The sequence below is a fragment of the Aliiroseovarius sp. D2-2 genome, assembly GCF_055809455.1.
The window spans coordinates 2,045,825-2,066,544 of record NZ_CM147913.1 but is presented as its reverse complement, the minus strand read 5'-3'; the positions used below and the strand labels follow the sequence as shown (position 1 = coordinate 2,066,544).

The following is a 20,720-nucleotide window of genomic DNA, read 5'->3' as shown; positions in this document are numbered from 1 at the left end:
TCGTTCCGTACGAGGCAGACTTTCGCGCTTATATCAGTATTTGGCATATCGGGCTCAAATCAGCCCTACGTTTTGACCGTCGTAAAGGTGGCTAATTGAAGTGAACCATGAACAATGTTTGCAGTAGGATTTAGTTTGTAGGAAATGTTGCGACAAATTTACAACGTGCTTTAAAGGTCGCGATGCTTCCGTAGCGCTTCCGCGGCTCAAATTAAACCAGTCGCCCTAAAAGCCAAAAAACCTTCAAGCTATTGAGCTTGAAGGTTTTTTATGGCTCCGGCGGTAGGGATCGAACCTACGACCAATTGATTAACAGTCAACTGCTCTACCGCTGAGCTACGCCGGAACATGTGGGGCGATATAGCAAGGGCGATTTAGGGCCGCAAGAGGCGAATTTACTTTTTTTCATCCGACATTCGAAAAACAGCATTTGCTTCAAGCGCGGGTGTTGCGAAGACTATTCCGCGCGTGGCGAGGTCGATCAGATGGGCGAAGACGTTGCGCTCTGCGGCAGGGATTAGGGCAACCGGAGTTTCCTTGTAGATTGCGCGGGTTAAGGCGGGAATTGTTGTCTCTTTCAGCTGATCTAGAGTGGCCTGGATCTCGGCTTCGCGAGACTGGCGATGGTTGATCAGCCAGTCCAAACGCTCTTTGGGGGTATCGATAGGGTTCCCATGTGCCGGGTAATAGGCGCGGTCTGATCGGGCCACCAGCTTTCGGCACGAGGCCATGAAGGCCGTCAGATCCCCATCTGGCGGAGACACTAGGGAACTGGCCCATTCCATGATGTGATCACCAGTAAAAACAACGCCTTGTGCGGCAAAGCTTAAGTGGTTGGCAAAATGGCCGGGAGTCCAAATCGCCTCGACCTCGACACCACCGGCTGTGAATTTCTCACCGTCTTCAAGGCAGATGTCACAGGTAAATTCAGCGTCCACGCCTTCGCCACCAGACGACAAGCCGCGCGCCACAAGATCGCGCATGACATCGCTTCGCCCCGACAGTGCATCGCCATACGCCAAGACCGGAGCGCCGGTCGATTGCGACAGCAAAGATGCAAGGGGTGAATGATCCAAATGGGCATGAGTCACAAGAATCTGTGTGACGCGTTCCTTTGGCTCAAGGCCGTCCAGAATTGCCTCTAGGTGATCCATATCGGCGGGACCGGGATCAATCACCGCAACATCACCTTCGCCCAGCACAAACGTATTGGTGCCCCAATAGGTCATCGGCGATGGGTTTGGCGCGATAATTCGGCGGATGCCGGGTTCCATCTGCTGCATGATACCTGCAGGCGGGCGCTGTGCGGGATCAGATGTCATTCTTGACGCTCCTAGGCTGTCGTTTCGTCATTCCTGACGCCGCACCCTTCGCTTGGCAAGCGCGTCGCCGCGTCATAGGGTCGGGCCATGATGCAGAACAATCGTCCAAACCGCACAAAGTGGCTCGATTTTGCGTGGCTTAAGCAGTTTATGCCACGCAGTCTAAATGGCCGTGCGGCGCTTATTCTTCTGGTCCCGATTGTCACGCTTCAACTGGTTGTTTCAGTTGCGTTTATCCAACGGCATTTCAACCGGATCACAGTTCAGATGACAGAATCTGTTGTTGCTGAAATCGCGCTGCTACGAAATGAGGTGGGCAATGCCACATCGTTGGAGCATGCAGTTGCGCAGGCCGGGCGTATTGCCCAACCGCTTTCAATGCGTGTCGAACTTCCCGCTCCTGAGGTTTCAACGCAGGTGAGGCTGCTGGATTTCACCGGTCCGCGGGTTTTGCGCACTTTGCAAACCGGTTTGCCAGAATTGTTGGGCGCTGATCTTGTGTCAGATCGGGAGAAGGTCACGCTCGCGCTCCCCACCAAGTATGGCATCATGCAGGTTGAGCTGCCCCGCCAGCGCGTCTCGGCGACAAACCCGCATCAATTGCTTGTTTTGATGGTTGTCGCAGGGTTCTTGATGACGCTGATCGCATACTTATTCCTGCGCAATCAGTTGCGACCAATCCGTCGCCTTGCGCGTGCGGCTGAGGCGTTCGGGAAAGGGCAGGTGGTGAAATACAGGCTGGCAGGCGCAACCGAAGTTCGTGCAGCTGGCAAAGCGTTTCTGGACATGCGGTCCCGAATTGATCGCCAGATCGAGCAACGTACGTTGATGCTGTCCGGCGTCAGCCATGATCTGCGAACGCCCTTAACGCGGCTTAAATTGGGTCTGTCGATGATTGAAGATGATGCGCGTGAAGATTTGGAACGCGATGTCGACGATATGGAGCGGCTGGTGGATCGTTTTCTGGGCTTTGCGCAGGCCGAGGCGCTGGAAGACGCGCCAGAACCTGTTGATCCGGTCGCGTTGGTGCATCACTTGGCCGAGAATGCGCAACGTGCTGGCATGAAGGTCACATTGGGAGAGCTGTCTGATCCCGGTGAACGTCCCCTTAGGCGCGCTTCGCTTGAACGGGCTTTGGAGAATCTTCTGGGCAACGCGACGCGTTATGGATCGCAGGCGCGGTTTTCTTTGGTTACTGGGCGCGGGGATCTGCGGTTCGTGATTGAAGATGACGGACCGGGGATTGCGCCTGAAGACCGCGAAGAAGCTTTGAAACCATTTGCGCGTTTGGACAAATCCCGCAACCAGAACAAGGGGTCTGGCGTGGGTCTGGGGCTTGCCATTGCCAGCGACATTGCACGCGGACACGGCGGACATTTGCGATTGGGGGAAAGCGCGGATATGGGCGGCTTGAAGGTCGAGCTTGTTCTTCCGCTTTAATCCCCGACCGTCAGGTCGCAAACTGACAAGACAAGATCCCAGAGGCGTCGTTTTCTAATGCTGAAACGTAGGAGCACCCCATGACGCTAACCGCCCCCATACCCAACATTGCCCATTGGAATGAACGCGTTGATATCGCTGCGGCCTTCCGTTGGACAGTACGGCTGAACATGCACGAAGGGGTGGCCAACCATTTCAGCCTTGCGGTGAATGACAGCGGCACAAAATTCCTGATGAACCCCAACCAGATGCATTTTGCGCGCATCCGGGCCTCGGACTTGCTGGAAATCGACGCCGAGGATCCGTCTACTATGGATCGTCCCGACGCGCCCGATCCAACCGCGTGGGGGCTGCATGGTGGGGTGCATCGCCATTGTCCGCACGCACGCTGTGTGATGCATGTACATTCGATCCACGCAACGGTTTTGGCGTCTTTGGCGGATAGCAATCTGCCACCAATCGATCAGAATTGCGCGACGTTCTACAATCGCTATGTGATCGACGATGGCTATGGTGGGTTGGCGTTTGAGGATGAAGGCGCGCGCTGTGCCGCGATGCTGACGGACCCGAAGGTCAAGGTGATGATCATGGGCAATCACGGCGTACTGGTGATCGGAGACAGCGTCGCCGACACATTCAACCGGCTTTACTATTTCGAACGCGCGGCCGAGACATATATCCGAGCGCTGCAAACCGGCCAGCCTTTGCGTGTGTTGTCTGACGAGGTCGCTGAAAAGACGGCGCAAGAGCTCGAGAACTACCCCGAACAAGGGGATCGCCATATGGCGGAACTGAAGGCCATTCTGGACGACGAAGGCAGCAACTACGCGACTTGAGCGTGTGTTTGGCGCCTTCGCCGTTTGCTTTGATTATAAGGTGGCTCGGTCCTAATCGACCTTAACCACCATTTTCCCAAAGCTCTTACCAAGAAGCAGATCATTAAGTGCTTTGGGCGCATGCTCAAGCCCATCGACAACCTGTTCTTTGTATTTGACCTTTCCCTCGGCCAACCAGCCCGTCATGTCCTTAGCAAACTCTTGGTAGGTGCTCAGGGGGAAGCTGTCGAAAATGATGAAGCCTTGCACCTTCACTTTCATTCTTAGAATCGTGCCCATGATGGCGGGGCCCATATCGGGGCCATCGGGAAGACCGTTTAGGTTGTACCATGACACGACACCACAAACGGGCATACGTGCGAAGGGGTTCAAAAGAGGCAACACACCATAAAGCACCTTGCCGCCTACATTTTCGAAGTAGACATCAATGCCGTCGGGGCAGGCGGCGGCAAGCTGTTCAGCGAAGTCTTCAGCCTTGTGATTGATACAGGCGTCAAAGCCCAGATTGTCCACCACATGCGCGCATTTCTCTGCGCCACCCGCGATTCCCACCGCCCGGCAGCCCTTGATTTTTGCGATCTGACCGACCGTGGCGCCAACTGGGCCTGAGGCCGCTGCAACCACGACGGTTTCGCCGGGCTTTGGCTCGCCGATCTTCAATAATCCAGCGTAAGCGGTGTAGCCTGGCATGCCTAGAATACCCAATGACCATGAGGGGTTAGCGGGTGATGCGCCAAGATTGATCACTTCGGTGCCATCAGAGACGGCATAGTCTTGCCAGCCGCTTCCAGCCAGAACGAAGTCACCCGCCGAATACCCATCAAGATTTGAAGACATCACCTCTGCAACGACCTGACCGGTCATCACGTCATCAATTCTCACAGGCTCAGCATAGGATTTCGCATCGTTCATACGCCCGCGCATATATGGATCGAGCGACAGGAAAACTGTGCGCAACAGCATCTCACCATCCTTCGGGGTGGGAACGGCGGTGTCCTCAAGACGAAGCGTGTTTTGATCCGGAAGCCCGTTGGGGCGCTCTGCCAAGACGATGCGGCGGTTGCTGGATGCGGTTTGTGGCATGAAATGCTCCTGTCAGTGTAACTGTAGTGTAACCCGTTATGGACCATCACTACGAGCGGATTGTCATCTATGCATTTGCCCCAACTGCGGAAAATGGCTCGTGAAATGCGTATAGCGGATGAACTTCAGGAAAAGATGGTAGGCCCGGAGGGATTTGAACCCCCAACCAAAGCGTTATGAGCGCTCTGCTCTAACCGTTGAGCTACAGGCCCACTGTTTCTCTCGGTGCGCCATAGCTAGCAAACTGGCGCGCAGCGTCAAGCGGGGCGTGGACTCTTAGCGTGCCTTAAGTTATCGGATGCGCAGATTTCTTTAGGCGCCATCCGGGGGATAGACATGAGCGACGGCAAGAACGGTATCACTTATGCGGATGCAGGCGTGGACATCGACGCAGGCAACGAACTTGTCGAGCGGATCAAACCCGCCGCAAAACGCACCAATCGCCCCGGTGTGATGGCTGGTCTGGGCGGTTTCGGCGCACTGTTTGATCTGAAAGGGGCTGGTTTCACCGATCCGGTTCTGGTTTCGGCAACAGACGGTGTTGGCACCAAGCTGCGCATCGCAATTGACACCGGCAACGTGGACACGATCGGCATCGATCTTGTGGCCATGTGCGTGAATGACCTTGTCTGCCAGGGCGCTGAGCCATTGTTCTTCTTGGATTATTTCGCAACGGGTCGTCTGGAGACAGACAAGGCCGCGCGCATCATCGAAGGTATCGCCAAGGGCTGCGAGCTGTCGGGCTGCGCGCTGATCGGTGGGGAAACCGCCGAGATGCCGGGCATGTATGAAGACGGCGATTTTGACCTTGCTGGATTCTCGGTCGGTGCGATGGAACGCGGTGAAGATCTGCCCAAAGGCGTGCGCGAAGGTGACGTGCTGTTGGGGCTCGCGTCCGACGGGGTGCATTCGAACGGATATTCGCTGGTGCGCAAATTGGTTGAAGTGTCTGGCCTTGGTTGGGATGCGGACTGTCCTTGGGATGCTGAGATCACGCTGGGTGAGGCGCTGTTGGCCCCAACCCGTCTGTACGTTCGTTCCACACTGGATGCCGTGCGGGATGGGGGCGTGCATGCGATGGCCCATATTACGGGCGGTGGTTTGACCGAAAACCTGCCGCGTGTATTGCCCAAGGGGCTTGGTGCGCTGGTCGATCTGGACGAATGGGAGTTGCCCCCAGTCTTCAAATGGTTGGCTGCAACCGGCAGCATGAGCGAGGCCGAAATGCTGAAGACCTTTAATTCAGGTCAGGGCATGGTTTTGGTGGTTGATGCAAAAGCCGCCAAAGAGGTGACCGAGCAGTTGACCAACGCAGGCGAACGCGTGACCCGACTTGGCCGTATCCAAAAGGGCGAGGGCGTCAGCTATCTGGGAACGCTCGCGTGAGCGACACCCCCAAGAAACGGGTAGCCATCCTGATTTCTGGGGGTGGTTCTAATATGGTGACGCTGGTCAACTCTATGACCGGCGATCACCCGGCACGGCCCTGTTTGGTTCTGGCGAATGTACCAGATGCCGGTGGGCTGGCCAAAGCCGAAGCCATGGGTATTCCCACCGCAGTCGTTGATCATCGGGACTTTAAGGGTGACCGGGAAGGCTTTGAAAAAGCTTTAAATTCCAAGTTGGATGCCGCGCAGCCAGATATTCTATGCCTTGCAGGGTTCATGCGGATTTTAACCCCCACCTTCACCGGTCATTGGGCGGGGCGGTGCTTGAATATCCACCCGTCGCTTTTGCCGAAATACAAAGGCCTCCACACGCATCAACGCGCACTTGATGCCGAAGATGCGGAAGCAGGCTGTTCCGTGCATGAAGTCACGGCTGAGTTAGATGGCGGCCCGATCCTTGGACAGGCGCGTGTACCTGTTGAAGCGGGCGATACTTCTGACAGTTTGGCCGCACGCGTGCTGGTGCAAGAACATCTCCTGTATCCAGCAGTGTTGCGGCGGTTTGCTGACGGTGACCGGACGCCCGTTTTACTACCGTGAAACGGACAGAATGGCTGAGCAGCGCCGTGGGCTTCCCTTTCGTGGAATTTCCTCGTAAACCCGTGCAAAGCCCTAGTTTGGTGCGGTAAAGAGCAGGTAGACTTTTTATGATCACGATCACGACGACCGAAGCGCTGGAAGAATTCTGTATCCGCGCAACCTCGCACCCTTATGTGACCGTCGATACTGAATTTTTACGCGAACGCACCTATTACTCGAAGCTATGCCTGATCCAATTGGCCGTTCCGGGTGACAACGATAAAGACGCCGTTCTTGTGGACCCACTTGTCGATGGTCTGTCGCTTGAGCCGCTTTATGAGCTGTTTCGTGATGAACGCGTGGTCAAAGTGTTTCACGCAGCGCGTCAGGATCTTGAAATTTTCTTTGTTGAAGCGGGTGTTTTCCCGCGTCCATTGTTTGACACTCAAGTCGCTGCGATGGTCTGTGGCTTTGGGGATCAGGTCGGATATGAGACGCTTGTGCGCAAAATCTCGCGCGAGCAGATGGATAAATCCAGCCGGTTTACCGACTGGTCGCGCCGCCCATTGACCGATGCGCAGATGAAGTACGCGCAAGGTGATGTGACCCACTTGCGCGGTATTTACGAACATCTGGCGAAAGAACTTGAAAGCTCGGGTCGTGCCCACTGGGTTCAGGAAGAGCTGGCCGGTCTGACCGATCCGGCGACCTATACCATTCATCCTGAAGACGCATGGAAACGTTTGAAAACGCGCACGAATTCCGGGCGTTTCCTTGGTGTGGCGAAAGAACTTGCCCGGTTCCGGGAAGGCTATGCTCAAGCCCGGAACGTCCCGCGTAACCGCGTGATGAAGGACGATGCGTTGCTTGAGCTCGCGTCGACCAAACCACGCAATATGCAAGATTTGAACCGTTCGCGTTTGCTGCTTCGCGAGGCGCGCAAAGGCGATATCGCTGACGGTATCTTGAAAGCAGTCACCGTGGGAATTGAGCTTCCAAATGATCAGCTGCCGAAAGTGTCAGACCGGTCGAAAGAGAAGCTTCAGGTGAACCCAGCATTGGCCGATCTTCTGCGTGTGCTTCTGAAGGCCCGTTGCGAACAAGAGAAAGTCGCCCAGAAACTGATCGCATCAGCCGCTGATTTGGACGCTCTAGCCGCTGGAAAGCGGGACATGAAGGCGTTGACCGGTTGGCGTGCAGAAGTCTTTGGCGACGATGCACAAAGACTGTGTGACGGTAAACTAGCACTTGCTGCCAAAGGGCAGCGTGTCGAAGTGTTCGAGGTTTAAGACCGGCTTAACGACGGGCGGAACGGCTGTTGTTGGTCCCGACGACGCGAATTGTCCGAACGCCTTGCAGCTTCGTATCCGACACGAAATGTCCGACATAGACTTCACGTTGCTGAGGGCGGCCAGTTTGGGTGCGGTAATAGGGTTCGGTGATCCGGAACATATACGTCAGAACACCATCCTCGGCGCGCTCAAAATTCTCTGCAACAAGTTCGGCGTTCCAATACCCAAGACGCGGTGGCAGGCCTTTTGCACGAATGATCGCGCCGCCCTGCGTGCGTAAGATCTGAAGGTCGACAACCTGAGTCACAAGCCCGCGATTTTCCTGATCTTCCAGAAATCCGCCTTCAGGAATGATCGCGACTTCCTCAACACCATTGGAGTTGAACCAGCTAAACGGGTTGAGGTTTGTATTTCCTCCACACGCAGTCAGCGTCACTACAAGCGCGGACATCAGGGCAGGGGCAGCAAGTCGGCGGAAATTCATGTCGGTTCCTCTTTCTCTGCCCAAAGGGTTAGCCCATGTCGGGGGTTTTGAAAAGACAGCAATCTGTTCTGACACTGGACCTTTTTGCGCGATCGTCTTAGGTCAGGGAAGAAAGATGAAAGTGATCCCCCATGGCAAGCCCAGCATTTGAAGAGATTGTTGAGGATTTCGAGTTCCTGGACGACTGGGAAGATCGTTATGCGACTGTGATCGACATGGGTAAATCGCTGCCTGATATGGACCCGGCACTGAAGGTTCCGGCCACCAAGGTTGAAGGCTGTGCCAGTCAGGTCTGGTTGCACCCGGAAATCGCCGACGGTCGCTTTCAGTTCTCGGGTGACAGCGACGCAATGATCGTCAAGGGACTGATTGCAGTATTGTCTGCGCTTTACACTGGGGTCCCGCTGTCCGAGGTCGCCAAAGTCGATGCAACAGCTGAACTGGGCCGGCTTGGGTTGAATGAACATTTGTCATCGCAACGCTCAAACGGCGTTCGTGCGATGGTCGAACGGATCCGCCACTATGCGTCGGAAGCGGCTTAACTGTGGGTCAGCGCCTCTAACGACGTCGCCAGATCGCCATACCCCGTAAAACAACGCTCATATGACAGCCCAAGACGCTTAGCCGCGTCTTCGGCCATTTGGTCCAATTCGGGATTATCCGACTGAGCCAGATACATCAGCTTGGTGTAGTGGCCGAAATACATGTCCCGAAGCTGCGGGTGCCTGTCCAAGCCCAAAGGCTTGATCACGAAGTTTTCAAACCCTCGGGCCAGAAAGTCGGTCAGGTAGAAGACATCAATCTCGCCTTCAGTGCGTTTTTCGAAAGCATCGTTGCCCTCAAAGAACGAATAACAATGCGGCCCGCGGATCATCGTGATGCCCATCTCGTCGCAGATCGCGTCAAGCTGGCCCCCGGTTCCACAATCCGCATAAGCCAGAAACACCTGATCGAAATCCGCTTGGTGCTTGTTCACTGCGTCTCGCACGGCGTCTGGAGATCTTTTCAGGCGTGTTGTGCAAGATCGCGGGCAGGCAGGTCAGGCTCATGTGATCCCAGCCATTCAGGCGGATCAGCGCCAGAATTTCATTTGCCAATGCGCCACAGGCCAGGACCAAGACCGATCCCTTGGACTGGGTCAGTGCCAGCCCATCTTGTGTCAGAGTATCATCGTTCACGTTCATTTCTCGGTCCTTCCTGAAAGGGCGCGCCAAGCGATCGAGGCCAGCATGACCAATGGTAACAGCGCCATCGCGACCTGCCCATCCAGCTTACCAGAAGCAGCAGCCCAGCCGGCAACCAATACTGTCAGGCCACCAGACGCGATCACCAAGGCGATCAGAAAAATGAAACGAGATTTGCTCATCTGTTCAATCTGGGGACTGTGCGGGCAAAAGAAAAGGCCCCACCGCATGGCAGGGCCTTTGTAAACGTGTTTCGCAAAGACTTAGCCTGCGGCGAGCTGGTTGTGCTTGCGCGCCATGTATTCTTTTGCGGTTTCCACAGCAACGGCTGCGTCGCGGCAATAGCTGTCTGCGCCAATGGCCTTGCCGAACTCTTCGTTCAGCGGAGCACCACCAACAAGAACGGTGTAATTGTCGCGGATGCCTTTTTCGACCATCGTGTCGATAACCACTTTCATGTAAGGCATTGTGGTGGTCAGCAGGGCGGACATGCCAAGAATGTCGGGCTCTTCTTTTTCAAGCGCTTCAAGGTAAGCATCGACCGCGTTGTTGATGCCAAGATCCACAACGTCGAAACCTGCGCCTTCCATCATCATCGACACAAGGTTCTTGCCGATGTCGTGGATGTCGCCCTTCACAGTGCCGATCACCATCTTGCCCATACGCGGTGCGCCGGTTTCAGCAAGCAGAGGTTTCAGGATCTTCATTCCGGTTTTCATGGCATTCGCGGCCAGAAGAACTTCGGGCACAAACAAGATGCCGTCACGGAAGTCGATGCCAACGATTGTCATGCCACCAACCAACGCATCGGTCAGAACTTCATAGGGCTGCCAGCCGCGTTCAAGCAGGATGTTGACACCTTCTTCGATCTCTTCAGCAAGACCGTCGTAAAGGTCGTCATGCATCTGCTGCACCAACTCTTCATCATTGAGTTCGCTCAGGATGATATCTTCTTCTTGATCAGACATGTGCGTCTTTCCCTGGCTAGAGGTCTGTTTCTTATTCCCTAATGCGGCAAGATGGCGCGTTGGGTCTGGACAATTTGCGACATGGAGTGCCCTGTCACCGACCTGTTGGCAAATGAATTATATGCGTAAGAAACGTGAATTTCATTTGATTGTTCTGCAAATGTTCTTATTTTGATCTCATGGATGAGGATCGTTCCGACAGAATTGACGCTGAGTGTCGACGTGGCCGGGGGGCAACCTCGAATGCCACGGGTCGATTCGAGGGTTTTCAACGTGTTCGCGTGGAAGATGGCTGGACGGAAGAGCCGCTTCCCCCGTTCCGAACCGAGGTGTCAATCGAGCGTCCAAAGTCAGTTATCTCAAAAAACAGCTCGCCCGATTTGCGGTTTGATCAGTCTCTGAATCCATATCGTGGTTGCGAACACGGGTGCATTTATTGCTATGCGCGCCCGACCCATTCCTGGCTTGGATATTCAGCAGGGCTGGATTTTGAGACGCGGTTGATCGCACGGCCCGATGCCGCCAAGCAGCTGGAAATCGAATTGCGGCGCAAGGCGTATCGCGTGGCACCGCTGGCGTTGGGAACCAACACCGATCCCTATCAACCCATCGAAGGGCGTTACCGCGTTACCCGTGAGGTGCTTGAGGTGCTGGAGCGGTTTCAGCATCCTGTCTTGATCATAACAAAAGGCACGTTGATCGAGCGGGATCTGGATATCCTGTCTCGTATGGCGGCCAAAGGTCTGGCGCAGGTTGGCATTTCGATCACAAGTTTGCAGCCTGAGCTGTCCCGCAAGATGGAGCCTCGGGTACCCAGCCCGAAGCGGCGTCTGCAAATGATCGAACGCTTGTCCGGGGCAGGGGTTCCGGTGCGCGTCATGGTGTCTCCGGTCGTGCCAGGACTGACGGATCACGAGCTGGAACCCATCATGCATGCCGGGCGCGAAGCTGGAGCGGTGGCGGCCAGCTACATCCTTTTGCGCCTTCCCGGAGAGGTATCTGAGCTGTTTCAGGACTGGTTAGAGGAGCATTATCCTGATCGTGCGGCGAAGGTCATGAACCGCGTGCGCGAGATGCGGGGCGGGCAAGACTATCAATCAGAGTTCGGTCAGCGCATGGTTGGCCGCGGTGTTTTTGCCGAGCTTTTGAAGCAGCGGTTCCAAAAGGCCTGCCAGCGGTTTGAACTGACGAAGCTGATGCCTGACCTGCGTCGCGATTTGTTTGAACCACCAATCGCGCAAGGCGATCAGTTAAGCCTGTTTTGAAATAGGGCTGGGCAGGTATTCCTGATGCGAAAAAGAAAAAGGGCGCTCGACCTGCGAACGCCCTTTGATATTGAAAGTGCCTTTAACCGCGGCGACGGCGATTGCGGCGTGCAGGTTGCGCTGCATCATCCCCAGTGCCATCCGACGCCGATGAAAACCCACCAATCGCTTCCGAGATTTCGTCCAGAGTTGGGCGGCTATCGCCTCTTGGACGTGTCTCAAGTGCTTCGCGCATGGATTTCAGGTGCTCAGGCGTTGTGCCGCAACATCCGCCGATGATCTTAGCGCCGCAATCACGCGCAAGCACGGCGTAGTCAGCCATCAGCTCAGGCGTGCCATCATAGTGGATATGACCGTCGACATATTGCGGGATGCCCGCATTTCCCTTCGCAATAATAGGCCGTTCGGTGCCTTGTGCCGCGAAACCAAGAACGGTTCGCAGCAGGTCGGCCGCGCCAACGCCGCAGTTTGCCCCAAAAGCCAAGGGGGGATTGGGCAATGTTTCGACCATCTTGGCCAGATCGGCCGAGGTCAGTCCCATCATTGTGCGTCCGGCGGTGTCAAAGCTCATCGTGCCACACCAAGGCATTCCGGTCAGCTCAGCCGCGCGAGCGGCAGCTTTGTATTCTTCAGGGGCCGAAATGGTTTCGACCCAAAGTACATCAGCGCCGCCTTCTTTCAGACCCTCGGCTTGTTCGTGGAACATCTCGACCGCGCCATCATAGGTCAGCGATCCCATCGGCTCCATAATTTCACCCGTTGGACCAACAGAGCCTGCCACGATCACAGTCCGGCCAGATGCATCGGCGACTTCGCGTCCAAGTTCAGCGCCAACGCGGTTCAATTCGCGCACGCGATCTTGCGCGTCGTGCAGTTTCAGGCGCGAGGCATTGCCGCCAAAAGTGTTGGTCAGAAAAATATCCGATCCCGCTTCAACGGGGCCACGATAGAGCGCGCGGATATTGTCAGGTTTGTCCACGTTCCAAAGCTCGGGCGCATCGCCCGACGTCAGGCCCATATTGAACAGGGTCGTCCCGGTGGCGCCATCCGCCATCAGCCAGTCGCGTTCGTTCATCAGTTTCGTCAGGGCATCTGTCATGGGTGTCTCCGTTCACCGCGGGTCTGCGCGCTACCTGCCACGGAACGCCCGCGTGTGCAAATGCAATGCATTCATGTTGCCTTTGAGCCGAATTCACAATGCGCCCGGCGTAAACAATGAGAGAGGTTGTTTGAAATGGCTCTAGCAACGTTTGGAGCGAACACCGATCCCAGCTTTGCGACAGATTTCCCGTGTCACATCCAAAGCGCCAAAGGCTAGAGAGATCCGTGAGGGCGCCGCCGCATAGAGGGTTTCCCAACGCGGTGCGAAAGAGGATTTGAACTGGCGCAATCCGGCAGCACCTGTGATCTGATCCAGCTTAAGCCGTGCGAGATGGAAAACCCAAGGCTCATGAGGTTGGTCATCAAGCGGAACGGCGGCCAAGGAGAGGCGCGTGCAACCTTCCCCACCTGCCTGAGAAATTGCGAATGCCAGCAGCGCATGCATCGTACCATCGGGCGCATCCGGGCTCATACGCATCAAATCCAAGGCTTGCTCTGATGCGTTTTCATGCAATGTCAGAAAGCCGATCACCTCGGCATCTCGTCTGGCCAGATAAACGCGGGCATGGGGCAGGTGGTCTGGGTGCCATTGCCCCATCGAAAACCCACGTTCACCGCCGCGCAGGCAGCGCCATTCATCTGCGATCGTCTGCATTTGGGACAAGGGCAGGTCTGCGCCGGCCTCGATAATAACAAGCCCCGCTATTTCTGCCTGTCGAAGCTTTCGGCGCAGCTGCCGTTTGTTCGAACCCGACAGAGTGAACTGGGTTGGGTCAATCCAGCCTTCGCGGGCGATGGGCAATACCTGCCAACCGGCTTTGCGTGCGGCAACTGCCCAGCGTGGCCCGGCCTTGTAAAGGAACGGGGACAGAAAACTGCTCTCAGCCAGTGCCTTCAGCGATGTCAGCAGTGTTTTTTGGCTAACCTCTTTGGTCAATGGGTCGGACAGAACCAGTAAGCTTTGGCTCGACGATGCCCCCATCGCAGATGGTCTGCCGTGTTCATCGGTGAGCAGTGACAGCCGACCTTGGCGCAGCAGGCCAGCCTCGGCTCTCGGGGCTTCTGTGATGGTTTTCGCGATATGAGGCGGCAAGATTGGGGCGGATTTAAGGGACTGTATTTTTGCACCTTTATGGGGCACAGCGTTCATGTGCTTTTTATTGGGACCGCGGATCACGACCAACGCAGCGATTGCCGCTGGAAGCGCGTAATAGATGGTGCGAAACGCTAAAATGGCGGCCAAGAGCGGCTCGGCATCAAGCGACGGAAGAAGCGCCAAGAGGGTAAGCTCAAACGCCCCCATGCCGCCGGGGGCGCTGCTGATCAGGCCCGCGCCCAAGGCCAAAAGGTATGCGGCAATCAGCGGCAGAAGGGCAATGTCACACCCCTCGGGCATAACCATCCACAGTGCGATCCCCGCCGCAGCCGTATCGACCAGCGCCAATGCAAGGAAAGCCCCCATCGCCTTAAGGGGCGGTATATGCAGCGCCATCATGGCAAAGGGACGAAATACGGACAAAGCTGCAAACACCATCGCGATCCCCAAGACGGACCATGCAATCCAATCCGCCCAGGGAGTTATCATAGGGACGGTGAGCACGATGAGGGCTGCAACCACGGCCCATGCGGAAAGAAAAGAGACTGCAACAGTGGCTGAAATTCGTACGGCTTGAAGCGAAGACAGCTCTGGCAGCATGCGCCAGCGCACAAAGGCTGACGAGACAACCCCAAGCCCAACAGTTTGGGACAAAGCGATTGCAGTGATTCCTGCACGTTCAGCCGTTTTGGACGACACGCCCGTTCCAATCAGGCGATGGACAACACCATCATAACGCCCAAGCGCCCAGAACGAGATTGCAGAAAACACAGCGGCCCCAATCCACTGCGAAAGCGTAACGGTTTTGAGGGAGGCGTAGATATAGGCGACATCCAATCCGTCGATGCGCTGCCACAACAAGACCAACAATCCAACCGTCAGCCCAAATGGAAGAAGTTGACGCAACGCCGTGCGCCGAAGATCCAGCCCGCTTTCCGCACTGCGCGCCATCGCTGTGGTAAAGCCACGCTTTTGACCATTTACTGAACTGTCTTCCACGTATTTCTTCATCCCGCGTCCCACCCATCTTGGCCATTGGCCCGGGACAGTATTCTGCGATGCAACGAAAAGAAGTCTTAACAGATCCAACTTTAAGGAAATTCTCGGCTAGGAGCGATCACACATTTATTGATCGTTTCAGCTCGAAAAAAAGGCGCACCTGACAGGTACGCCTTTAAAGTCAAAAAACGAGGAGGCCGATTAGCCTTCGTTCATGATCTCGTGTTTGGTTTGGGCCAGAAGCTCGGCGCGTTTGGCGCGAACTTCGTCTGCGCTGACGCTGCCCAGATCGCCGGTTACCTTGCGCACGACGTCTTCGTGGCCGGCTTCTTCAAAATCCGACACGATTACTTCGCGGGCGTAAGCTTCGGCGTCATCACCGGTTTTGCCCATCTTCTCAGCTGCCCAAAGCCCAAGCTTCTTGTTTGCACGGGCCTCGGCCTTGAAGATCATTTCTTCATCATGGGCAAATTTGGCTTCAAAGGCGCTTTCGCGATCGTCAAAGGTGGTCATGGTTATCCCTTGTCTTGGTCTTGCAGCTGATCAAGCAGATGCCTGCAGCCGCGTTCCTGTCTGATATGCCAATCACAAGCGCGTATCGCAACCCCGCTAGCGCTCTCACAGCGGTGATTTCCTGTATTTCTTGATTCAGTGGGTGATATTCTTGCCCCTTTTCAGCCTTTCCCGTATAGGGCGGGCAACGGCGGAGACTCGCACGGGCAGGGGGCTCGTGGCGAAGGTGACTGCCAAACTTGACGCGGGGGATCCCATGGCACGGCGCAAGAAGCTTTATGAAGGCAAGGCTAAGGTTCTTTACGAAGGTCCCGAGCCCGGAACACTTGTTCAGTATTTCAAGGATGATGCGACTGCGTTTAATGCAGAGAAGAAAGACGTCATTGAAGGCAAAGGCGTTCTTAACAACCGTCTTAGCGAGTTTTTCATGAGAGGTCTGACGCAGATCGGCGTCCCGAACCACTTCCTGAAGCGCTTGAACATGCGCGAGCAACTGATACGTGCTGCTGAAATCGTGCCGCTGGAAGTGATTGTGCGCAACTATGCTGCCGGATCAATGGCAAAGCGGCTTGGGTTTGAAGAAGGCATGCAGCTGCCACGCCCCATCGTCGAGTTTTCGTATAAAGATGACAGCCTGGGCGACCCGCTGGTGCCCGAAGAATACATCGTTGCCTTAGGCTGGGCGTCCCAGCAGGACATGGACGATATTGTTGCAATGGCGCTGCGCGTGAATGACTTCATGTCAGGCACCATGTATGGCGTTGGCATCAAGCTGATCGATTTCAAAATCGAATTCGGGCGCGTTTACGAAGGTGACTACCAGCGTCTGATCGTCGCCGATGAAATTAGCCCCGACAGCTGCCGACTGTGGGACATCGAAACCGGCCAGAAGCTGGATAAAGATGTGTTCCGCCAAGACCTTGGCAACCTGAATGATGCTTATACCGAGGTTGCGCGCCGCTTGGGGGTTTTGCCCTCGAATGTGACGCATGCAGCCACCAAACCGACCCTGATCAACTAAGGAATTGTGCGCATGAAAGTACGTGTTGATGTGATGCTGAAAACCGGCGTTCTGGACCCTCAGGGCGAGGCTGTGCGCCACGCGCTTGGCAATCTGGGTTTCGAAGGTGTCGAAAAGGTTCGTCAGGGCAAGGTGATCGAGCTGGACGTGGCCGAGGGCACCTCGGAAGAAAAGATCAAAGAGATGTGCGAGAAGCTGCTCGCCAATACTGTGATCGAAAACTACGCCATTCAGGTGCTGTGATGAAGGCGGGCGTAATCGTATTTCCCGGCTCAAACTGCGACCGCGATCTTGCGGTGGCGTTCGAGCAAGCCGGTGCTCAGGTCCAGATGATCTGGCACAAGGAAACTGAACTGCCAGGTGATCTGGATATCGTCGGCATTCCTGGCGGGTTCTCATTCGGTGATTATCTGCGTTGTGGTGCGATCGCCGCGCAATCCCCTATCACTCGGTCTTTGATCAAGCACACCGAACGTGGTGGCTATGCGATGGGCATCTGCAACGGATTTCAGGTGCTGACCGAAACCGGCATTCTTCCCGGTGCGTTGATGCGCAATTCGAACCTGAAGTTCATCTGCAAACCCGTTGGTTTGAAAGTGGAAACCACGGATTGTGACTTCTTGTCAGGCTATGAGGTTGGGCAAGAAATCACGGTCCCGGTTGCCCATCATGATGGCAACTACAACGTGACGGATGAAAAGCTTGCCCAGTTGCGCGCTGAAGGCCGTATCGCATTTACATACACCGACAATCCCAACGGCTCGACCGGGGATATCGCTGGCGTAATCTCAAAGAACCGTCGTGTTCTTGGTATGATGCCGCACCCGGAACGGTGCGTGGACGAGATGCATGGCGGAACCGATGGGGTGGCAATGTTCCGCTCGTTGGTGGATAGCGTCGTTGCGGCCTGATTGTGATGGGGCCTGAAGCGCCCTATCTTTCCCCTATGGGGGACGAAACCACACACACGCCACTCAGCCCGCGGCCTCCGCGGCCGGGGGTGAGCATGAGGGCGCGACTGGTGCTGATTGCGCTGATCACGTTGGCCGTGGCAGTTGTCTTTTTTTCCAACAAGCTTCTAACCGAACGTTATACTGAAACGACCCGCAACCGCGCCGAACTGCGTGTTGCGCTCTATTCCGGTAACCTGATCAGCGAATTGCAGAGAAACTCGGTCGTGCCGCTGCTTTTGTCGCGTGATCCGGCCTTTATTACTGCTCTTAACAGCTCGGATTTCTCGCAAAGTACGGCGCGTCTGATTTCTTATCTGGATGAGATCGAAGCGGCGTCCCTTTTGCTGCTTGATCGTGATGGGCGCGCTGTTGCGACGACGAACCGCGAAATTCTTGGCTCGCAGCACCGATCGGACCCGTATTTCATCGAAGCGCTTCGCAGCAACGATACCGTATTCACAACGGTTCAGTCCGAAGCCGGACAATATGTCTTTACCTATTCGCGTAAGATCGAGCTGGCCGGAAAAACGCTTGGCGTGATCGTGGTGGGCGTGGACTTGCGCAAGTTTGAAACCAGTTGGGCTGGGATCTCGGACGCGGTGCTTGTGACGGACAGCGAAGGCAATGTCATCCTGTCCACAGAACCGCGTTGGCGCGGCAAGCCTGAAGGCGAGGCGCTGGCCACGATTTCCGCCACCGAAGCCATCCGCCGATCTGCACGGCAAGCCATTGACTGGTCAGGGCTTCCCGCCGAAGTGCTCTATCTTGGCGAAGCGGTCATGCGTCACGAAACACGTGTTCCGTTTCAGGGATGGCGCATGACGTCATTTACATCCTACGCATCGGTGCGTGAGAAGGTGAACGCGGTTTTGTCCTTGGAAATCATGGCCTTCGCTATGATCCTTTCCTTCCTGTTCTACTTGATAAGCCGCCGAGCGCAGTGGCGCAGCGCTGAGTTCGCGCAGGAATCAGCAGAGCTTCGCCAATTGAACGTCGCCCTTCAACGCGAGATTTCCGAGCGTAAGCGCGCCGAAGAAAACCTACAGGTTGCAGAGCAAACCTTGGCGCAAAGCTCAAAACTGGCCGCCTTGGGCGAGATGTCGGCGGCGGTTAGCCATGAACTTAACCAGCCTCTTGCTGCGATGAAGACTTATCTGGCTGGTGCGCGTTTACTATTGCAACGCAAACGCCCGGATGAGGCTCTTTCAAGCTTTCAGCGAATTGATGATCTGATTGGGCGTATGGGGGCGATTACCCGTCAATTGAAATCCTATGCGCGCAAAGGGGGCGATACGTTCGAACCAATGGATGTGCGTGATTGTGTTTCGTCGGCTTTGTCGATGATGGAGCCGCAGCTGAAACGGCGTGAAGTTCGCATCACGCGCAATATTCCGCGCGATCCGGTCATGGTTATGGGCGATCGGTTGCGTTTAGAGCAAGTCCTGATCAATTTGCTGCGTAACGCACTGGACGCGACCAAATCTGTCGACCTGCCTCAGGTCGACATCATTGTCAGTCTTGGCGACTACGCGCTGATCACGGTGCGTGACAACGGAGATGGTGTGAACGATTTGGACAGTCTTTTTGAACCCTTCTACACAACCAAGGCCCCCGGTGATGGGGTTGGGCTGGGGCTGGCGATCTCGTCCGGCATTGTGTCCGATCTTGGTGGACGCCTGACTGCACGAAACGGTCAGGACGGAGGGGCTGTATTTGAAGTCGAGCTTCCTATCTTGAAAGAGGAAGACGCCAATATTGAAGCCGCCGAATAGCGGCCAAGACAAGAATCGCACAGGAGAGCGACATGGCACAGGCAATAAAAATTGCGATCGTCGATGACGAACAGGATATGCGGCAATCCATTTCCCAATGGTTGTCCTTGTCAGGGTTCGAAACCGACACGTTCCCGTCAGCGGAAGATGCTTTGAAAGCCATTGGACCCGAGTATCCGGGCATCGTGATTTCGGACATCCGTATGCCCGGTATGGATGGGATGGGCTTCCTGAAAAAGCTGATGAGCCAAGATAGCAGCTTGCCTGTGATCATGATCACAGGCCACGGGGACGTGCCCATGGCTGTCGAAGCGATGCGCGTTGGAGCGTATGATTTTCTGGAAAAGCCCTTTAATCCTGACCAGCTGACCAAGCTGGTGAAGACTGCATCGCACAAGCGCCGCATGGCGATGGATGCACGCGCCCTACGGCGCGAGCTGGGCGATGGCAACACGATCATGAAAAAACTGATCGGAGCCTCTCCGATCATGTCTCGCCTGCGTGAAGATATTCTGGATATCGGCCAATCGGACGGCCACGTGTTGATCGAAGGTGAAACAGGCACCGGTAAAACCTTGGTGGCACATGCGCTTCATGCGGTGGGGGCCAAAGCGGGTAAACGTTTTGTCGTGACCTCATGTGCCGGTGTGGATGAAGACGAGCTAACACGCCGTTTGTTCGGCCCGATTGACGAAGGTGGCGCGATTCCATTGGTGGAAGAAGCCCGTGGCGGCACCTTGGTGTTGGAAGACATCGAAGGCATGCCAATGGACCTTCAGGCGCGGCTTTTGACGTGGATGAACGATCAGGGATCGCCTGCCGAAACCCGTGTGGTCGCGATTTGTAACCTGCAAGAACAGGGCAAAACTTGCGAAGACTGTTTGCGCCCCGATCTGTTCTATCGCCTTGCTGCGATGAAAATCACGCTGCCACCGCTTCGTCAGCGTGGTGAAGATATCTTGATGTTGTTTACGGTTTTCGCGGATCAGTTTGCCGATGAATATGGTTGCGCCGCTCCGGGTGTCAGCGCGCAGGAAGCCGCACAGCTTCTGCAAGCGCCATGGCCGGGCAACATTCGACAGCTTGAAAACATCGCGGAACGTGCCGTGCTTCAATCGCGTCGTGGCTCTGGCACGATCTCATCGCTTCTGATGTCGGATCACGATGAGGTCCAGCCCGTCATGACGACCGAAGGCAAGCCCTTGAAGGAATACGTGGAAGCTTTTGAGCGGATGCTGATCGACAACACGATGCGTCGTCACAAAGGGTCGATTGTTGGCGTGATGGATGAGCTTTGCCTGCCACGCCGGACATTGAATGAGAAGATGGCCAAATACGGACTGCAGCGCTCAGATTACCTGAGTTAACGCGCGGGCTTGGACTGACTTGAAGAGGGATGCCGGATCGTTTACGCTAATCGTTGC

20 protein-coding genes, 2 tRNA genes and 1 pseudogene are annotated in these 20,720 nt (G+C 55.6%); 12 read left to right on the top strand and 11 right to left on the bottom strand.

Annotated elements, in window-relative coordinates:
* Nucleotides 1-271: 271 nt before the first annotated feature.
* Together AC0L6A_RS10200 and AC0L6A_RS10195 are read right to left on the bottom strand one after the other, a co-directional pair.
* Nucleotides 272-346, bottom strand: a tRNA-Asn gene (locus AC0L6A_RS10200).
* Nucleotides 347-395: 49 nt separating this feature from the next.
* Nucleotides 396-1,322: an MBL fold metallo-hydrolase gene (locus AC0L6A_RS10195; RefSeq protein ID WP_473289784.1), complete on the bottom strand. Its 927-nt coding sequence runs from the start codon at nucleotides 1,320-1,322 to the stop codon at nucleotides 396-398.
* 90 nt (nucleotides 1,323-1,412) lie between these two features.
* On the opposite strand from AC0L6A_RS10195, the gene AC0L6A_RS10190 reads away from it, so the two are divergent.
* Together AC0L6A_RS10190 and AC0L6A_RS10185 are read left to right on the top strand one after the other, a co-directional pair.
* Nucleotides 1,413-2,762, top strand: a complete 1,350-nt coding sequence (locus AC0L6A_RS10190) for an ATP-binding protein (RefSeq protein ID WP_473293457.1) — start codon at nucleotides 1,413-1,415, stop codon at nucleotides 2,760-2,762.
* 80 nt (nucleotides 2,763-2,842) lie between these two features.
* Entirely contained in the window at nucleotides 2,843-3,598 is a 756-nt protein-coding gene (locus AC0L6A_RS10185; RefSeq protein ID WP_473289782.1) for a class II aldolase and adducin N-terminal domain-containing protein, read from the top strand.
* A 51-nt stretch (nucleotides 3,599-3,649) separates the two neighbouring features.
* Here the strand turns inward: AC0L6A_RS10185 and AC0L6A_RS10180 are convergent, their stop codons facing one another.
* Nucleotides 3,650-4,681: an NADP-dependent oxidoreductase gene (locus tag AC0L6A_RS10180; RefSeq protein WP_473289781.1), complete on the bottom strand. Its 1,032-nt coding sequence runs from the start codon at nucleotides 4,679-4,681 to the stop codon at nucleotides 3,650-3,652.
* Nucleotides 4,682-4,817: 136 nt separating this feature from the next.
* Nucleotides 4,818-4,893 (bottom strand) — tRNA-Ile (locus AC0L6A_RS10175).
* A gap of 124 nt (nucleotides 4,894-5,017) precedes the next feature.
* Here AC0L6A_RS10175 and purM point away from each other — a divergent pair.
* From purM to rnd, 3 genes are all read left to right on the top strand, one after another.
* The gene (gene purM, locus AC0L6A_RS10170) at nucleotides 5,018-6,067 is read left to right on the top strand and encodes a phosphoribosylformylglycinamidine cyclo-ligase (RefSeq protein WP_473289779.1); all 1,050 of its coding nucleotides are present in this window, start codon (nucleotides 5,018-5,020) and stop codon (nucleotides 6,065-6,067) included.
* Nucleotides 6,064-6,669: a phosphoribosylglycinamide formyltransferase gene (gene purN, locus AC0L6A_RS10165; protein WP_473289776.1), complete on the top strand. Its 606-nt coding sequence runs from the start codon at nucleotides 6,064-6,066 to the stop codon at nucleotides 6,667-6,669. Before purM ends, purN begins: the two co-directional genes overlap by 4 nt.
* Before the next feature lie 107 nt (nucleotides 6,670-6,776).
* On the top strand, nucleotides 6,777-7,937 hold the full coding sequence (rnd, locus tag AC0L6A_RS10160; protein WP_473289774.1) for a ribonuclease D: 1,161 nt from the start codon (nucleotides 6,777-6,779) through the stop codon (nucleotides 7,935-7,937).
* 7 nt (nucleotides 7,938-7,944) lie between these two features.
* On the opposite strand, the gene AC0L6A_RS10155 is transcribed toward rnd, so the two are convergent.
* A complete protein-coding gene (locus AC0L6A_RS10155) occupies nucleotides 7,945-8,424 on the bottom strand; it encodes a hypothetical protein (RefSeq protein WP_473289773.1) in 480 nt (159 codons plus the stop codon).
* A 131-nt stretch (nucleotides 8,425-8,555) separates the two neighbouring features.
* Here AC0L6A_RS10155 and AC0L6A_RS10150 point away from each other — a divergent pair, with 131 nt between their 5' ends.
* Nucleotides 8,556-8,966 carry a SufE family protein gene (locus tag AC0L6A_RS10150; protein ID WP_473289771.1) on the top strand — a complete coding sequence of 137 codons (411 nt, stop codon included), beginning with the start codon at nucleotides 8,556-8,558 and terminating at the stop codon, nucleotides 8,964-8,966.
* On the opposite strand, the pseudogene AC0L6A_RS10145 reads toward AC0L6A_RS10150, so the two are convergent.
* From AC0L6A_RS10145 to AC0L6A_RS10135, 3 genes and pseudogenes are all read right to left on the bottom strand, one after another.
* A pseudogene (locus tag AC0L6A_RS10145) lies at nucleotides 8,963-9,608 on the bottom strand (DUF1638 domain-containing protein). The gene AC0L6A_RS10150 and the pseudogene AC0L6A_RS10145 sit on opposite strands and share 4 nt — an antisense overlap.
* A complete protein-coding gene (locus tag AC0L6A_RS10140) occupies nucleotides 9,605-9,790 on the bottom strand; it encodes a hypothetical protein (protein ID WP_473289770.1) in 186 nt (61 codons plus the stop codon). The pseudogene AC0L6A_RS10145 and the gene AC0L6A_RS10140 overlap by 4 nt, the downstream one beginning before the upstream one ends.
* Before the next feature lie 81 nt (nucleotides 9,791-9,871).
* Entirely contained in the window at nucleotides 9,872-10,576 is a 705-nt protein-coding gene (locus tag AC0L6A_RS10135) for a corrinoid protein (RefSeq protein WP_473289768.1), read from the bottom strand.
* A gap of 179 nt (nucleotides 10,577-10,755) precedes the next feature.
* On the opposite strand from AC0L6A_RS10135, the gene AC0L6A_RS10130 reads away from it, so the two are divergent.
* Nucleotides 10,756-11,841: a PA0069 family radical SAM protein gene (locus tag AC0L6A_RS10130; protein WP_473289766.1), complete on the top strand. Its 1,086-nt coding sequence runs from the start codon at nucleotides 10,756-10,758 to the stop codon at nucleotides 11,839-11,841.
* 82 nt (nucleotides 11,842-11,923) lie between these two features.
* Here the strand turns inward: AC0L6A_RS10130 and bmt are convergent, their stop codons facing one another.
* From bmt to AC0L6A_RS10115, 3 genes are all read right to left on the bottom strand, one after another.
* Nucleotides 11,924-12,940 (bottom strand): betaine--homocysteine S-methyltransferase, encoded by a 1,017-nt coding sequence (bmt, locus tag AC0L6A_RS10125; RefSeq protein WP_473289764.1) that lies wholly within the window; start codon nucleotides 12,938-12,940, stop codon nucleotides 11,924-11,926.
* A gap of 141 nt (nucleotides 12,941-13,081) precedes the next feature.
* Nucleotides 13,082-15,049 (bottom strand): phosphatidylglycerol lysyltransferase domain-containing protein, encoded by a 1,968-nt coding sequence (locus tag AC0L6A_RS10120; RefSeq protein ID WP_473289761.1) that lies wholly within the window; start codon nucleotides 15,047-15,049, stop codon nucleotides 13,082-13,084.
* Between the two features lie 189 nt (nucleotides 15,050-15,238).
* Entirely contained in the window at nucleotides 15,239-15,550 is a 312-nt protein-coding gene (locus AC0L6A_RS10115; RefSeq protein WP_473289759.1) for a DUF1476 domain-containing protein, read from the bottom strand.
* Nucleotides 15,551-15,806: 256 nt separating this feature from the next.
* On the opposite strand from AC0L6A_RS10115, the gene purC reads away from it, so the two are divergent.
* The 5 genes from purC (at nucleotide 15,807) to AC0L6A_RS10090 (ending at nucleotide 20,663) form a co-directional block, all read left to right on the top strand.
* The gene (gene purC / locus AC0L6A_RS10110) at nucleotides 15,807-16,571 is read left to right on the top strand and encodes a phosphoribosylaminoimidazolesuccinocarboxamide synthase (RefSeq protein ID WP_473289757.1); all 765 of its coding nucleotides are present in this window, start codon (nucleotides 15,807-15,809) and stop codon (nucleotides 16,569-16,571) included.
* 12 nt (nucleotides 16,572-16,583) lie between these two features.
* Nucleotides 16,584-16,814, top strand: a complete 231-nt coding sequence (purS, locus tag AC0L6A_RS10105) for a phosphoribosylformylglycinamidine synthase subunit PurS (protein ID WP_473289754.1) — start codon at nucleotides 16,584-16,586, stop codon at nucleotides 16,812-16,814.
* Nucleotides 16,814-17,482 (top strand): phosphoribosylformylglycinamidine synthase subunit PurQ, encoded by a 669-nt coding sequence (gene purQ, locus AC0L6A_RS10100; RefSeq protein WP_473289750.1) that lies wholly within the window; start codon nucleotides 16,814-16,816, stop codon nucleotides 17,480-17,482. The genes purS and purQ overlap by 1 nt, the downstream gene beginning before the upstream one ends.
* A 95-nt stretch (nucleotides 17,483-17,577) precedes the next feature.
* Nucleotides 17,578-19,296 carry a sensor histidine kinase gene (locus AC0L6A_RS10095; protein WP_473289747.1) on the top strand — a complete coding sequence of 573 codons (1,719 nt, stop codon included), beginning with the start codon at nucleotides 17,578-17,580 and terminating at the stop codon, nucleotides 19,294-19,296.
* Nucleotides 19,297-19,328: 32 nt separating this feature from the next.
* Complete coding sequence (locus tag AC0L6A_RS10090; RefSeq protein ID WP_473289745.1) at nucleotides 19,329-20,663, top strand: sigma-54-dependent transcriptional regulator; 1,335 nt, start codon at nucleotides 19,329-19,331, stop codon at nucleotides 20,661-20,663.
* Nucleotides 20,664-20,720: the final 57 nt, after the last annotated feature.